Source organism: Azoarcus sp. CIB (assembly GCF_001190925.1).
Taxonomy (GTDB): domain Bacteria; phylum Pseudomonadota; class Gammaproteobacteria; order Burkholderiales; family Rhodocyclaceae; genus Aromatoleum.
In genome coordinates, this window is sequence record NZ_CP011072.1 from 391975 (window position 1) to 407150 (window position 15176).

Genomic DNA, 15176 nt, shown 5'->3' on the forward strand with positions numbered 1-15176 from the left:
GTATATTCTGGCGATGTTTACCTCCGGAATAGTGAAATGCGCGAACTCGATCGCATCGACCGCCGCATCCTCGATCTGCTGCAGAAGGACGGCCGGATTTCGATGACCGATCTGGCGGCGAAGATCGGCCTGTCGGCGACGCCCTGCACCGAGCGCGTGCGGCGCCTGGAGCGCGAGGGCGTGATCACGGGCTACCACGCGCACGTGAATCCGCATGCGCTGGGAAAGAACCTGCTGGTGTTCGTCGAGATCAAGCTGTCGGCGAAGTCCGGCGAGGTGTTCGACCGCGTCAAGAAGGAGCTGAGCTTCGTGCCCGAGGTGATGGAGTGCCATCTCGTGTCGGGCGACTTCGACTATCTCGTGAAAGCGCGCATCACCGAGATGGGCGAATACCGGCGCCTGCTCGGCAACATCCTGCTGAAGCTGCCGTCGGCGGCCGAGTCGCGCAGTTATGTGGTGATGGAGGAGCTGAAGGAGACGCTGTACATCGCCGCCGAGTGATCTCGCTTCAGATCAGGCCGGGGATTTCCGGGCGGAACAGCGAGTCCGCGATCGGGGTGTCGTATTCGACCGATTCGATGACCGAGCGGCCGATGTAGCGGCCCATGGCGTAGTGGTGTTCGACGGCGGCGTAGAGGCGGCCGTCGGTGGTGCGGAAATCCTCGTACACGGTGCCGAACACCATCTCGCTGCCGCCCGGGTGGATGAGGATGCCGCGCGAGCGCAGGATGCGCCCGGACTCGGGATCGACTTCGGCGACCATACGCAGGTTGTCGCCAAGCGGCATTTCGACGAAGTGCAGGCGCACGTCGCCGAGGCGTTGCTCGCCGCCGTCGCGCAGCCGCTCGCGTGCGGCGAGCAGGTTCCACGGCAGGGCGACGCGTGCCGCCTGCAGGATCAGCGCGCCGCGGAAGGCTTCGCTCATCGGCTTGCTGCTTTGCCAGGCCGCCGGGCCGTCGATGATGCGGGTTTCGACGCCGGAACGGTAGCGGATCTCGATGCGGAAGCGTTCGGCGCCGCGGTAGGCGCGCAGGAGCGTGCCCTCGCCGCGGCTGTGCGAGAGCGTGCGTCCGCGCTGCAGGATGCTGTTTGGCTGCGTGACCGTACCGTAGGCGCGCTCGATGCGTTCGAGCAGCGGTCCGAGCTCGCCCGCGCCTGCCGTGCCGGGGAAGGACAGCACGGCCGCGGCGAGGAGCAGCCGCAGCCAGGATGCAGGGCCGGACCCGCGGCGGCGCATCGCCTTATTCCTTCTTCCAGCGGTCGTGACCGATGAATTCTTCCCAGTCGAGGAAGCCGTCGCGGTTCTTGTCGTTCTGGTCGAAGTTCTCGCTCTGGTAGGTGAAGCGGCCGCTGACTTCTTCGCGCGAGAGCTTGCCGTCCTTGTCGGTGTCGGCACTGTCGAAGCGCTCGATGGCCTTCTGGCGCGCGGCGCGGCCGACCTCGCCGAGGTGGTCGTTGCGGTCGAGCGAGGGGATGCGCGACTGGGCCGTCGCAGTCAGGGGGGCGGCCAGCGCGAGCGCGAGCAGGGTGGCGGCCAGGGGGTGTGCGGGGGAGTTCATGATCGGTTCGATACAGGGGCGGGGAACTGCGCCGGTGCGCGGCGGGCGCCGGGGTGTCGGAAGGATGTTCCGCCAAATCGCCGGCGCTGGCAATCGCGAACGGGCGAATATCCCCGCTTGCGCCGACCCGAGGTGTTCCACCCTGTAACAAGTGTGTCGTCGGCCGGTTGCGCGCTGTGTCAAAGCGGATCAATTTTGTGCGGCGATATAGGGGTGATGCGTAGCGAAAAACGCTAAAAAGGCAGCGAAAGTGCGGTAATCCGGAATTGGCCCGGAGTTTGCGAAGTGCGCCCAGGCCCGCCCACCGGCGAGGCTGTACGCACCGGTTGTCGCCCTTCGGGACAGGGGCGCGGGGGCGGAACGCAAACAAACAAGGCAGCAAATCCAGAGGCCAAGGAGGAAAACATGACTATTCGTGCGAAATCGGGTGTGCTGAAGCGGACGGCGATGGCGGGGGCGCTGTGCGCGCTCGGACTGGGGCAGGCCCATGCGGTGAGCTTCTCGCAGGGCGATTCGACGATCGACATCAACGGGACGATCAACGGCTTCTATTCGAGCCGCACGCAGGAGGTGGGCGGGGTCAAGACGCGCGAATCGGCGCTGACCAACGGCCTGCTGCCGGGCTGGATCAACTTCGTGTTCACGACCAAGGTCGAGGGGCTGGACATCAAGGCGCACGTCGGCTTCGCGCCCGGCATCAACGACAAGTCGGACGTCGTCGGCCTGCCGACCAACCCCGGCTGCGGCGGGGCGAGCGGCTGTGACAGCCCGTTCTCGCAGATCGACACGCGCAACCTGTACTTCCAGTTCGGCGCGCCGGACTGGGGCACCGTGAAGCTCGGCCGCGACATCGGCCTGTTCGGCCAGAAGATCATCCTGTCCGACATGACCCTGCTGGGCCTGGGCGGCAACAGCTACGCGGCGACGCCGTTCAACACCACCTTCGGCATGATCGGCCACGGCTACATGTACACCGGCTTCCAGCCGCAGATCACCTACACGACGCCGACGATGGGCGGTTTCTCGGCCTCGGCCGGCATCTTCGATCCGAACAAGTTCGCCGGCGACGAGACCAAGGATCCCGGCTTCCAGGCGATGCTGAACTACGACTGGAAGGCGAGCGAGACGACGACCGGTTCGCTGTGGGCGGGCTTCATCCACCAGGGTACCAGCGGCGAAGGCAGCTTCGATGCGAGCGGCTACGAGCTCGGTGCGAAGGTCGGCATCGGCAACTTCGAGGCGGTGGCGTACGGCTTCGACGCGAAGGGGTTGGGGCTGTCGACGGTCGGCGCGCTGTACTTCTCGCCCTTCGAGAAGACCAAGGGCAAGGGCTACTTCGTGCAGGGTACGTACAAATTCGGCAAGACCAAGGTGGGCCTGAACTACGGCGAAAACCGCGACAGTAGCGGGCTGCTGACCGAGACCAACAAGTTCCGCTCGGCGACCCTCGGCGTGTATCACAGCTTGAACAAGCACATCACGCTGGTGGCCGAGTACAACCGCGAGAAGGGCTCCGGAGCGGACATCTTCCCGGGCGACCTGAAGACCCGCACGATCTCGCTGGGCGGCATCCTGTTCTTCTGAGACTCACGTCTCAGCCCCGGCATCATGATGCCGGGGGCTCGGCCCGGGGCGTTGCCGGGCCGGAGGCGGGGATGACGGGAATCCCGATATAATCGGACGCGCGTCGCCGTGGCGGCGCGCCCGATGCTCCGTCCAATCTTGGTAGCCCCGCCGACCGTGATCGAGAATCGACCCGCCAGACTCCTTGTCGTCGATGACGATCCGGTGACCCGTGCCCGGCTCGAGGCGTATTTCGCCAACGAGGGCTACGAGGTGCTGGCCGCGTCGAACGGCGAGGACATGTGGCGCATCCTTCACAGCGAGCCCGTCGACGTCGTGCTGCTCGACGTCGGCCTGCCGGGCAAGGACGGGCTGGAGCTGGCGCGGGAGCTGCGTGCCCACGACGAGCGCCTCGGCATCATCCTCGTGACCGGGCGCAGCGACGACATCGACAAGATCGTCGGCCTCGAATCGGGCGCCGACGACTACGTCACCAAGCCATTCAATTCGCGCGAACTGCTCGCGCGCGTGAAGATCGTCCTGCGCGGCAACCGCAACCGCCCTGCGACGCAGGAATCCAGTGCCTACCGCTTCGGCCGCTGGACGCTGGACATCGGTCATCGGCGTCTGGTCGCGAGCGACGGCAGCCGGGAGAGCCTGACCCGCGGCGAATTCGAATTGCTGGCGAGCTTCCTGCGCCGGCCGGGCGTGGTGCTGAGCCGCGACCGCCTGATGCAGACCGTGAGCCACCGCGCGTGGGATCCCAACGATCGCACGATCGACGTGCTGATCTCGCGCCTGCGTGACAAGCTCGAGGACGACCCCAAGGCGCCCGAGCTGATCGTGACGGTGCGCGGCGAGGGCTACCTGTTCGCGGGCGACGTCACGTCCGTTTAGCCGGCCGCGTCCTTGCCCTGCGCGGTGAGCCAGTCCTCGAGCGCCGCACAGGCTTGCCGGCAGTCCTCGCACAGGGTATCGATCATCGGCGGTAGCGCCGTCCCGTCCGTGGTCGGGTCGGTCGCGGCGTTCTCCAGGCGGCGCGTTGCCGCCATCACCCGCAGGAAACCCAGATTGCCGGCGGCGCTGCGCAGGCGGTGTGCGCGCTTGCCGAGCGCCTGCCGGTCAGGCGTGGCGAGGTGGCCTTCGAGTTCGACCAGTGCCGTGTCGGCGTCCGCACGGAAGAGTTCCAGTAGCCGCGCGAGCGTCGCGGGGCCGAGGCTGTCGAGCTCCCCGGCGAGGTAGTCCTCGTCGAGCACCGGTTCGCCCGAGTCAGCTTGGAGGGCGGGGGGGGAATCGTCGGGGCTGCCGGCCGTCGCGGCGGCGAGGGCGCGGGCGAGTTGCGCGCGGTCGAAGGGTTTGCTGAGGAAGCCCGCCATGCCGGCGCCGACGTAGCGTTCGACGGCATCGGCGGACACGTGCGCCGACATCGCGATGACCGGCACCGCCGCCCAGCGGCCACCGTCGAGCGCGCGGATGTCGCGCGCCACCTCGACGCCGGACGCGCCCGGCAGGCTGATGTCCATCAGCACGGCGTCGATCGGGTCGCGGCGCTGGCCGAGCAGCGCGATGGCCTCCTCGCCGTCGCCGGCGACGAACGGGTGGTGGCCGAGCGATTCGAGATAGCGCACGCAGACGATGCGGTTGATCTCGTCGTCCTCGACCAGCAGGACGTCGAGCGGGCGTTGCGCGGCATCGGGGCGCGTGTCGGCGGCCTGCTGCGGCAGCGCGTCGGCCAGCTCGAAGGCGATGTCGAAACCGACCTGCGTTCCCTGTCCGGGGACGCTTTCCAGTCCGATGCGGCCGCCCATCAGTTCGACCAGCCGTTGGCAGATCGCGAGCCCGAGGCCGGTGCCGCCGGGCCGGTGGTGCCGGGCGTCCTCGACCTGCACGAAGGGCTTGAAGACTTCCGCGCACTGGTCGGGCGGGATGCCGATCCCCGTGTCGGTGACGGTGAAATGCAGGAGCGCTTTTCCGTCCGCTGCGGCGGGTTCGGCGCGCACGGACACGGTCACCGAACCCTCGTCGGTGAACTTGATCGCGTTGCCGAGGACGTTGAGCAGGATCTGGTTGAGCTTGCGCCGGTCGCCGACGAGGATGTCGGGCACGTTGGGGGCGATGTCGCGCACCAGCGCGATGCCCTTCGCGCGCGCCGCGACGCCCTGCAGCGCGAGCATGTTGTCGATGGTGTCGCGCAGCGCGAACGGGAGGTGCTCGAAGTCGAGCTTGCCGGCCTCCAGGCGCGAGAAGCTCAGCATGTCCTCGAGGATCTCCAGCAGCGTCGCGTTGGCGTAGCCGATCATGCGCACGTATTCCTGCTGGCGTGCGTCGAGCCCGGTGTCGCGCAGCAGGTGCACGCTGCCGCTGACGCCGCTGAGCGGCGTGCGCAGCTCGTGGCTGAGGGTCGCGAGGAACACGTTCTTCGCGCGGTTGGCTTCTTCCGCCTCGCGCCGCGCGACCGCGTGCTCGGCGACTTCGCGTTCGAGCAGCGTGTTGCTCTGCTGCAGCTGTTCGGTACGCGCGGCGACCTGGTCTTCCAGTTCGTGCTGGTGACGCAGCAGTTCGCCTTCCAGGCGCACGCGCTCGCGCGCGTTGTCGCGGAACTGTTCCAGCGCCCGCGCGAGCGGGGCGAGCGGGTCGTTGGCGCGCGTGGCGATGCGCACGTCGTAATCGCCGCTCGCCAGCGCGCGCACCGTGGTTTCCATGCCCTGCAGGCGGCCGAGCACGTGATAGCGGAACAGCACCCACAGCGTCGCCATGAGGGCGAAGAACAGCAGGGCGCCGACCGCGAGGAAGCCGACGATGCCGCGTTCGACCGCGCGCTTCGACTGATCGCCGGCGACGTCGATCGCGCGGTGCGCCGCGACGACCAGTGCGCCCGCCTGCTCGGCCAGTTGTGCTGCCTGCGCGGCGCCGTCGTCGCGCAGTTGCATGAAGCTGCGCACCAGCTCGAGGCGCTGCCCGCGGGTGGCGAACAGGCCGTCCGGTTGCGTCGCCGTCTCGAGTACCGCGAAATGCGCGACGCCGCTCGCCTTGCGGCCGGGGTCGACGATGTCGTCCAGGCGGCGCCGCAGGATGTCGAGGTTGCCGTCGAACCCCGCCTGCAGCGTCGCGAGCGCGTCCGGCGCGTCCTCGCGTTCGAGGCGTTCGAGCAGCGTCTTGAGATTGAAGCACGCGAGCTGGAACTCGCCCATGCGCTCCATGCGGTCGAAGTTGACCTCGACGAGGCGGTCGAGCGATTCGAAGACGCGCTCCCTCGGCGGGTTGCGCTCGATCAGCGGATAGAGGTTGGAGATCGTTGCCGTCGTCGCGGTCGAGGCGTTGGCCGCGAGCGATTCGGACAGCATCACCAGCGCGAGCACGGCCTGCTGCTGGCCGGCGAACAACGCCTGTTCGCGGCGGGCGAGCGCGAGGCGGCGTCGCACCTCGTCGGCCTGCCGGCCGAGGTTCGCCGCGATCGCATCGAGCGTCGATGCGATTGCCGTGCCGAGTCCCGGTTCGAAGTGGCGCTGCTCGAGCCGCTGCAGCAATCCGCGCAGCTCGGCGAGTTGCTCGCCCGCGGTCTGCTGCAGGCGATCGACCTCCTCGGGCGACTCCGCGCGGCCCAGCCTGTCGACCACGGTGCCGACGCGCATGTTGAGGCGCGCGACCGCCTGCACCGCGTCCATCGCGGGCACCGCGTCGTCGATGATCGCGCGCTGCGTCGCCACCACCTGCTGGAAGCTCAGCCACGCGATCGTCGCGACCACGAACGTGAGCAGCGCTGCCGCGCCCAGGACGAGGACGAGCTTGCCGATCAGGCCGAGGCGCGCATCGAGGCGTGCGATCCAGGCTTTCATCTATGGTGTGCGTCCGGTCGGAGCGGGGCTGGCGGGACGCCGGAAAGTCGCGCGGAAATGACTTTGTCCCGGCGTGGCGATTGGAATACCATTTTGCGCGCAAGGCGCGAACTCAGGCAACGCGGGCGTTTGCGCCGTCCGCCGGCGGCACCTGTCGTGCCGGCGTACCTGAATCCTCCGGGAACCATCCATGCGGCGTTTCCCTGTCGTCATCGCGAGTGCGCTGCTGGGCCTGGCCGGCGGGGCTCCCGCCGCGGCGGCGGCGCAACGCGAGATCACGCGCTGGGAGGCGCCCTACGACTATTCGCAGCCCGGCGTCGCGGCACCCTACGTGCCGGCAAAGCCGGCGACACGGCGCTGGACGCTGTGCGCGGCCTTCCCGCACATCAAGGACGCCTACTGGCTGGGGGTGAATTACGGCATGGTCGACGAGGCGCGGCGCCTCGGCGTGCAGTTGCGCCTCGTGGAGGCCGGCGGCTATCCGAATCTGAGTCTTCAACGCGAGCAACTCAAGGCCTGCGGCAGCGACCCGGCGGTCGATGCGGTGATTCTCGGCACCGTGTCGTTCGACGGCCTCTCCGACGTGATCGACGAGGTCGCGCGGCGCATTCCGGTGCTCGCGACGGTCAACGACATCGCCAGCGAAGGGATCGCGGCGAAGGTCGGCGTGTCGTGGTACGAGATGGGACGGCTCGCCGGGGCGTACCTCGTGCAGCGTCATCCGGGGCGCGGTGACGAGATCCCGATCGCGTGGTTTCCTGGTCCGCAGGGCGCGGGCTGGGTGCCCTTCGTCGATCGCGGTTTTCGCGAGGCGATCGCGGGCAGTCGCATCGCCATCCGCGCGACGGCATGGGGCGACACCGCGAAGTCGATCCAGCGCAACCTCGTGCAGGGCACGCTGGACGAGCACCCGGAAGTGCGCTACGTGGTCGGCAACGCGCTGATGGCCGAGGCGGCGATCAGCGTGGTGCGCGAGCGGGGGCTGCAAGAGCGTATCGGCATCGTCGCGACCTACTTCACGCCGGCGGTGTACCGCGGCATCCTGCGCGGGCGCATCCTCGCCGCGCCCTCGGACGCGCCGGTGCTGCAGGGGCGGCTGTCGGTCGGGCAGGCGGTCGATCTCCTCGAAGGGCGGCCGGTCGCGCGCCATGTCGGCCCGCGCGTGCAGGTCGTCGATCGCGCCGCGCTGAAGCGCATCGAGCTCGACGATTCGCTGGCGCCGAGTACCTTCGTGCCGCAGTTCCGCTATCCGTCCGCGTCGACGCAATAAAGCCCGGCCGGGGGTGATTCCCCTCAACCGGGCTTCGCCGCGAGACGCCCCGCTCGGGGCGTCGCCGTTCACATCGCCGCCGCGTCCTTCGCGTTCTTCTCAAGGAAGTCGAGCACGATCTTCTTCTGCGCGTCGTCGAGGCCGGCGCGCGGGAACATGCTCTGCGTGATGCCGTGCCACTGCTTCTTCGTGTAGTCGCCCGGTTCGCGCGGCACATGGCACAGCGTGCAACGCTCGTAGAAGAGCTTCTCGCCCGGCGTCATGCTCGCCATCGTTGCGCCCTTCAGTGCGGCGGCGCGTTCGAAGAGCTTCATGCCGGCAACGTCGAGCGCGAGCTTGTTCGCCTTTTCCACCAGCGGAGGCTCGTAGGCGCGGTTCTCCGATTCGGCGTCGATGCACTTTTTCAGACTCGCGATGCAGGTGTTCGCGCTCGTCGCCTGGCTCAGGCCGCTCGACGCGACGCTGGTCGTGATCATGTTGATGGCGCCGCTGTTGCAGCGTCCGCGCGAGTCGAGCTGGATCCAGTTGCCTTCCTCGAGGCTCACAACACCTTTCATGATCTGGTCGGTGACCACCGCGCCGGCGATCAGCGCGCCCCGCTCGTTGTGCAGCTCGACGAGATCGCCGCTCTTGATGCCGTTCGCCTTGGCGTCCTCGACGCTGATGCGCACGTGCTGCCGGCCCTTCACGTTCTCGTACTTGCGCACGTCGGCCTGCGCCATCTGCGAATGCACGCGGTTGAAGGGGTGCGGGCTGACGACGTGCACCTGGCCGGGCTTCGCGTTGCCGAGGTATTCGGCAGGCTCGAGGAATTTCGGGATCGGCGGGCAGTCAGGGATCTTGAAGCTGTCGATCTCGGAGCAATACACCTCGATCTTGCCGGACTTGGTGTGCAGCGGATTCTTCACCGGGTCGGTGTAGAAGTCGCCGTGACGCACCCACTGGCGCATCTTCTCGGGCACCTCGATGCGCACGATGCCTTTCTCCCAGAACTCGTCGAAGGGCACGGGCGGGTTCGTGCGGTCGTAGGACTCGCGCAGGATCTGGGGCACGGTCTTGCCTTCCGAGAACTGGAAGCCGACGCCCATCAGGTCGCCCAGGCGGCGGAAGATCTCGAAGTCGTCGAGGCTCTCGCCGTAGGGCTGGATCACCTGGCGCATGGCGTAGATCTTGTCGTTGCTGTAGGTGCCGCCGCTGCTCATGTCGTCACGCTCGAGCGCGGAGGTCGCCGGCAGCACGATGTCGGCGAAGCGTGACGACGCGCACCACCACGGATCCTGGCAGATCACCGTGCGCACCTTCTGGTTCATCGCGCGCAGCAACTCGTTGGTGTTCTGCTGGTGCGACATGAAGTTGTTGCCGGCGTTATAGATCAGGTGCACGTCGGGGTAGGTATGTGTCGCGCCGTCACGCGTGTATTGCTTGCCGGGGTTCATCAGCATCTCGCTGATGCGCGAAGCCGGACACCGCGCCTTCACCGGGTTGCGTCCCTGCGACAGGCCGACCGGCATCGGGTGGTTCGATTGCGGCATGCCCCCGCCGCCGTAGTGCCAGCTGAAGCCCACGCCCTGGCCGGGTTTGCCGATCTTGCCCAGCATCGCGGCGAAGTTGATGATCGCCCAGTGCGTCATCTCGCCATGGTGCGCGCGCTGCAGCGCCCATGCGCCGGCGAACTGGGTGCGCTTGGTGGCGAAAAGTTCGGCCAGCTCGACGATCTTCTGCGCCGGGATGCCGGTGATCTTTGCCGCCCATTCGGGGGTCTTCGGCGGAGTGCCGTCGGCGTCCTTGCCGAGCAGGTAGGGCAGGAACTTGTCGAAGCCGACCGTGTACTTGTCGAGGTAGGCCTTGTCGTACTTGCCCGTCGTATACACGTGGTAGGCCATCGCGAGGAACAGCGCGGTGTCGGTGTTGGGGACGATCTTCACCCATTCCGAGCCGAGCGCCTCGTCGGTGGTCGTGAATTGCGGGTTGATCGAGATGAACTTTACGCCGCGATCCTTGATGAGCTTCCAGCGCGGGTACATCTGGTGGTCGGCCACCGTGTATTCGATGCGGTTGTTCTTCCACGGGTCGCAGCCCACCCACACCATCACCTCGGTGTGCTCGGCCATCACCTCCCACGCGGTCTGCGGCGAATACACTTCCATGTCGCCGATGATGTGCGGCAGGCTGATCTGCGAGGCGCCGCCGGAATAGTCGCCGGTCGTCACCGAATGCCCGCCGATGAGGCCGAAGAGGCGACCCTGCAGCACCTGCGGGCGCAGCAGGCCGGCGTGCGACCAGCCGCCATAGGAGCTGCTGAACAGGCTCTCGTTGCCGTGCTGCTCGGCGGTCGTGACGATGGCGTTGGCGGTGATCGCGAGGATCTCGTCCCAGGTCACGCGCACGAACGGTTCCTTGCCGCGCAGATGCGGCTTGACGTCGCCCGTCGGGTTGGCGAGGTAGGACTTGCGCACCATCGGGTATTGCACGCGGGTCTTGTGATAGACGCGGCTGATCAGGCCTTCGGTGAGCATCTTCGTCGGCATCGCGTCGATGTCCGAAAGCGGCTGCACACCGACCAGCACGCCATTCTTCACCACCGCCTTGAACGGACCCCAGTGGCTCGCGCTCGGGATCACGACGGTGTCGGCGCCGAACACCTCGCTCGCGCCGAACCAGGCCAGCCCATTGGCAGCGACCGCCGAAGCGACGGAAGCCTTCAGAAATTCCCTTCTCGACATGCTCATGATTGCATCTCCTTCAGTGCCGGTTGCTCGATTGCCTTTTCCGACCCCAATGCTAGGGAGCGTGAATGAACAGCAGGCGCCGATTTGTCGGTTCTTCGTGAAGATGCGTTAACCACTGTTAACAGCGTGCCCGCGCATTAACCTGCGGACTGCTTCCGGTGCCGTGAAACCCTTGCTGCGCATGGGATGTGTGCTTCAGGGCGGTTTTACACAGTCGCAATCTGCATTCACCTTGTTCGGCGCCGCCGTTCATGTCGCTTCCCCATCATGCAATCCGAACGAGTGCGGAAGATCCGCTGCGACTCGCAAGACATTGCAACCACGATGAGGGAGTTCGATCATGAAAACGCGTTATTCGATGCTGCTGGCAGGCGCTGCGCTGGTGCTGTCCCAGACCGCGCTGGCGGAGGAAAAACCGGAAGTGCTCGGCGGCACGATCGGCGGCTCGGTGAAATTCGCCACCGACTATGTCTTCCGCGGCGAGTCGGAGACCGTCAGCGGCGAGATCCCGGCCGTGCAGGCCTCGCTGACCTGGACGCACTCGACCGGCGTCTATCTCGGCTATTTCGGCTCGACCAACAAGTTCGAGGGCTCGCCCGACATCTACGCGGTCGTCGGCCCCTATCTCGGCAAGTACGGCAGCATCGGCGACACCGGCTTCAACTACAACGTGATGGCCTTCTCGTACCAGTACCCGGGCGCCAACCGCTACAACTACAGCGAGCTGTACATGTACCTCGACCGCAACTTCGGGCCGGTCAACCTGAAACTGGAGGTCACTCCGACGCTAGACGACTGGTTCGGTGTCGACGGATGGAAGGGCGTGAACTACGCGATCCACCCGAAGGTCACGCTCGGCGACGGCTGGGGCATCGACGGCTCGATCGGCTACCAGGAGCTCACCGGGCATGGCGCCGAGGGCTGGACGCACTGGAACGTGGGCGTCACGAAGCAGATGTGGGGGCTCAACTTCGACCTGCGCTACCACGACACCGACATCGACCGCGGCCACAAGGTGTATGGCAGCCATGACGGTCGCAAGATCTTCAAGGAACGGGTCGTGTTCGCCGTGTCGAAGAGCTTCTGATCGGGCCGGCCGCGCACGATCGTCGTGCGCGGCCGAAACCATTCGTTGCAGCATGCGGTCATAGGCACGTTATCCTTCAACGTTTTTCGCGCCCCGCATCCCTGCCGATGACCGACCCGACTTACGAGGCGCAACGCGCCGTGGCCACCGAGCTGGTGGCCCTCACCCTGCTGGCGGACGGCGTGCTCGCCAGCCGCGAGCTCGAGGCGCTCGACCGCCTCGGCATTCCCCAACTGCTGGGCGTCGAGCGCGACGCCCTGATCCAGGCCATCATCGACCACTGCCGCCGCCTGCTGCAGCGGCCCGAACGCATCGACCCGGTGCGCCTGCTCGACATCGAGCGCTTCGAGTTGATGCTCGACCGCATCACCGATCCGGTCCTGCGCGAGATGGTGTGCCGCGCGATGCTGGTGCTGTCCAAGGCCGATGGCATCATCTGCCTGCCCGAGCAGACCCTGCTGCGCGACGCCCTGACGCGCTGGGGCATCCCGCTCGAGAACCTGCGTGACTGATTCCTCCGGGGCGATGCAGATCGCGTCCGGGCGGCGCTGACGGGCGCTGCCGACGCGGAAGAATGGTCGTATGATGGACTGCGGCGGCCGCGCGTTTGCGGGCCGTCCGGCGCGACAGGCCGGCAGGCGACCGGGGGATGCATGTTCAGACTGACCCGCTATTTTTCGATTGCGAGCGGAATCGCCGTGCTGGTGCTTTCGCTGGTGTTCCTGTGGGGATACCGCAGCAGCGAGATCGCCGAGCGCACGGATATCTCCGGTACGCGCAACGAACTGCTGGCGCGCACCATCGCGAACGCGATCTGGCCCGAGTTCGGCGCGGCGCTGATGGATTCCGGAGGCCGCGACGCGCTTGCGCTGCGCGACCGCGAACTGACGGCACGCCTGCGCGAACGCATCCGCGAGCTGTCGACGGGCGTGCCGGTGATCAAGATCAAGGTGTACGACCTGAAGGGCACGGCCGTGTTCTCGACCGTCGTGCGCGAGATCGGCGAGGACAAGAGCGGCAATCCCGGTTTCCTCGCGGCGCGCGGCGGCGTGACCATGAGCGACCTCGTCTATCGCGGCCGCATGAGCGCGACCGAGGGCGAGATCGAGAACGTGAACGTGGTGTCGAGCTACATCCCGATCCGCCCCGATGCGGACGGGCAGGTGAAGGCGGTGTTCGAGCTGTACACCGACGTCTCGGGCGACATCCGCGAGATCGACAGCGATTCGTGGCGGCTGTTGCTCGCGATCGTGCTGGGCTTCGGTGCGCTCTACGCGGTGCTGCTGCTGGTCGTTGGCCGCGCCGACCGCATCCTGCGCCGGCAGTACGGAGCGCTGCGCGAGCACGAGGCCAGCATGCGCGCGCAGAACGAGGCGCTGGAGGCCGCCAACCGGCGCCTGCACATGGCCGCGAGCGTGTTCGAACGCAGCATCGAGGGCATCGTCATCACCGACCCCGAGCAGCGCGTGATCGAGGTGAACCGCGCCTTCACCGAGATCACCGGCTATACGCCCGAGGAGGCGATCGGCGGCACCCCGCGCCTGCTGTCGTCGGGCTGGCACGACGACACCTTCTACCACGACATGTGGAAGACGGTTAACGAGCGCGGCTACTGGCAGGGCGAAGTCACCAACCGGCGCAAGAGCGGCGAGGTTTACCGTCAGTGGCTGACCCTGTGCGCGGACTACAACGACCGGCAGGAGCTCGTGTACTACATCGGGATGTTCTACGACATCACCGAGAAACGCCTCAGCGAGGAGCGCATCGCGCGCCTGGCCTATTACGACGCGCTGACCGGGCTGGCGAACCGGCGACTGTTCGAGGACCGGCTGGAAAACGCGGTGTTGCTCGCGCGGCGCCAGAACTCGAGCCTCGCGGTACTGTTCATCGACCTCGACCGCTTCAAGCCGGTGAACGACAGCCTCGGCCACAAGGCCGGCGACGCGCTGCTCAAGCAGGTGGCCGCGCGCCTGAGCGGCATCGTGCGCGACTGCGACACGACCGCGCGCCTGGGCGGCGACGAGTTCGGGGTGTTGCTCGCGGGCGAATCCTTCGACCGCCGACAGGTCACCGCCGCGGTCGCGCAACGCGTCCTCGATTCCCTGTCCACGCCCTTCCTCGTCGAAGGGCGGGAGATCGCGACGGGGGCCAGCATCGGCATCAGCTTCTACCCGGAGGACGGCAGCACGCCCGAGGTGCTCACCAAGCACGCCGACGTCGCGATGTACCAGTCCAAGCGCGCCGGGCGCAACCGTTACCGCTTCTTCCTGCCGTCGATGAACGAGGGCGCGCTGGAGCGCCTGGGGCTGGAGGAGAACCTGCGCCATGCGCTGGAGCGCAACGAGTTCGAGCTGCACTTCCAGCCCAAGGTGGATACCGTGAGCGGTGCGATGACCGGTGCCGAGGTGCTGTTGCGCTGGCGCCAGCCCGAGCGTGGTCTGGTGCCGCCCGCCGAGTTCATCCCGATCGCCGAGGACACCGGCCTGATCGTCGAGATCGGCGCCTGGGTGCTGGAGCAGGCCTGCCGCAAGGTGGTCGAATGGGGCGAACGCCTGCCGCCGGGGTTCCGACTGGCGGTGAACCTCTCGGTGCGGCAGCTGCAGGGCGACATCGACGAGACCGTGCGTGAGGCGCTCGCGGTGACCGGCGCGGATCCCGCGCGCATCGAGCTCGAGCTCACCGAGAGCATGCTGATGGAAGACACCGAACGCGCGATCGGGCTGATGGACAGGCTCTCCGCGCAGGGCGTGCAGCTCGCGCTGGACGACTTCGGCACCGGCTATTCGTCCCTGTACTACCTCAAGCGTTTTCCGATCCACCGCCTGAAGATCGACGGCTCCTTCGTCAGCGAGCTGCCGAACGACCGCAGCTGCGCCGCGATCGTGCAGGCGACGATCGCGCTCGCACGCAGCCTCGGGCTGGAAGTGATCGCGGAAGGGGTCGAGACGACCGACCAGCGCGATTTCCTGCGCGACGCGGGCTGTCCGGAATGCCAGGGCTACCTGTTCGGATCGCCAATGCCTGCGGACGCCTTCGCGGCCCTGCTCGACGCGTGTCGGCCGCAGGCCCGGGCGTCGTGAACCGCCGCGCAAACTTGCTGCCCCCGCGCCAGTCTACGCCTGAAGCGTTGCG

Annotated in this window: 11 protein-coding genes; 7 read left to right on the forward strand and 4 right to left on the reverse strand. The window is 67.2% G+C overall.

What is annotated here, in order from left to right; translation table 11 throughout:
• The first annotated feature begins 36 nt into the window (after window positions 1-36).
• Complete coding sequence (locus AzCIB_RS01570) at window positions 37-501, forward strand: Lrp/AsnC ligand binding domain-containing protein (RefSeq protein ID WP_050414279.1); 465 nt, start codon at window positions 37-39, stop codon at window positions 499-501.
• Between the two features lie 7 nt (window positions 502-508).
• On the opposite strand, the gene AzCIB_RS01575 is transcribed toward AzCIB_RS01570, so the two are convergent.
• Window positions 509-1237, reverse strand: coding sequence for a hypothetical protein (locus AzCIB_RS01575; protein ID WP_050414280.1), 729 nt, complete (start codon window positions 1235-1237; stop codon window positions 509-511).
• 4 nt (window positions 1238-1241) lie between these two features.
• On the reverse strand, window positions 1242-1559 hold the full coding sequence (locus tag AzCIB_RS01580) for a hypothetical protein (protein ID WP_050414281.1): 318 nt from the start codon (window positions 1557-1559) through the stop codon (window positions 1242-1244).
• 405 nt (window positions 1560-1964) lie between these two features.
• On the opposite strand from AzCIB_RS01580, the gene AzCIB_RS01585 reads away from it, so the two are divergent.
• Window positions 1965-3143 carry a porin gene (locus AzCIB_RS01585; protein ID WP_050414282.1) on the forward strand — a complete coding sequence of 393 codons (1179 nt, stop codon included), beginning with the start codon at window positions 1965-1967 and terminating at the stop codon, window positions 3141-3143.
• 123 nt (window positions 3144-3266) lie between these two features.
• A complete protein-coding gene (gene torR / locus AzCIB_RS01590; protein ID WP_198149597.1) occupies window positions 3267-4019 on the forward strand; it encodes a two-component system response regulator TorR in 753 nt (250 codons plus the stop codon).
• Here the strand turns inward: torR and AzCIB_RS01595 are convergent.
• Entirely contained in the window at window positions 4016-6958 is a 2943-nt protein-coding gene (locus AzCIB_RS01595; protein WP_050414283.1) for an ATP-binding protein, read from the reverse strand. The two genes, torR and AzCIB_RS01595, sit on opposite strands and share 4 nt — an antisense overlap.
• Window positions 6959-7148: 190 nt before the next feature.
• On the opposite strand from AzCIB_RS01595, the gene torT reads away from it, so the two are divergent.
• Window positions 7149-8228, forward strand: coding sequence for a TMAO reductase system periplasmic protein TorT (torT, locus tag AzCIB_RS01600; RefSeq protein ID WP_050414284.1), 1080 nt, complete (start codon window positions 7149-7151; stop codon window positions 8226-8228).
• Window positions 8229-8296: 68 nt separating this feature from the next.
• On the opposite strand, the gene AzCIB_RS01605 is transcribed toward torT, so the two are convergent.
• Window positions 8297-10957: a molybdopterin-dependent oxidoreductase gene (locus AzCIB_RS01605; RefSeq protein WP_050414285.1), complete on the reverse strand. Its 2661-nt coding sequence runs from the start codon at window positions 10955-10957 to the stop codon at window positions 8297-8299.
• Between the two features lie 340 nt (window positions 10958-11297).
• On the opposite strand from AzCIB_RS01605, the gene AzCIB_RS01610 reads away from it, so the two are divergent.
• The 3 genes from AzCIB_RS01610 to AzCIB_RS01620 all read left to right on the forward strand — a co-directional run bounded on the left by AzCIB_RS01610 (window position 11298) and on the right by AzCIB_RS01620 (window position 15124).
• Entirely contained in the window at window positions 11298-12044 is a 747-nt protein-coding gene (locus AzCIB_RS01610) for a TorF family putative porin (RefSeq protein ID WP_050414286.1), read from the forward strand.
• Window positions 12045-12151: 107 nt separating this feature from the next.
• Complete coding sequence (locus AzCIB_RS01615; RefSeq protein ID WP_050414287.1) at window positions 12152-12556, forward strand: tellurite resistance TerB family protein; 405 nt, start codon at window positions 12152-12154, stop codon at window positions 12554-12556.
• Window positions 12557-12697: 141 nt separating this feature from the next.
• Window positions 12698-15124 carry a putative bifunctional diguanylate cyclase/phosphodiesterase gene (locus AzCIB_RS01620; protein WP_050414288.1) on the forward strand — a complete coding sequence of 809 codons (2427 nt, stop codon included), beginning with the start codon at window positions 12698-12700 and terminating at the stop codon, window positions 15122-15124.
• Window positions 15125-15176 lie beyond the last annotated feature (52 nt).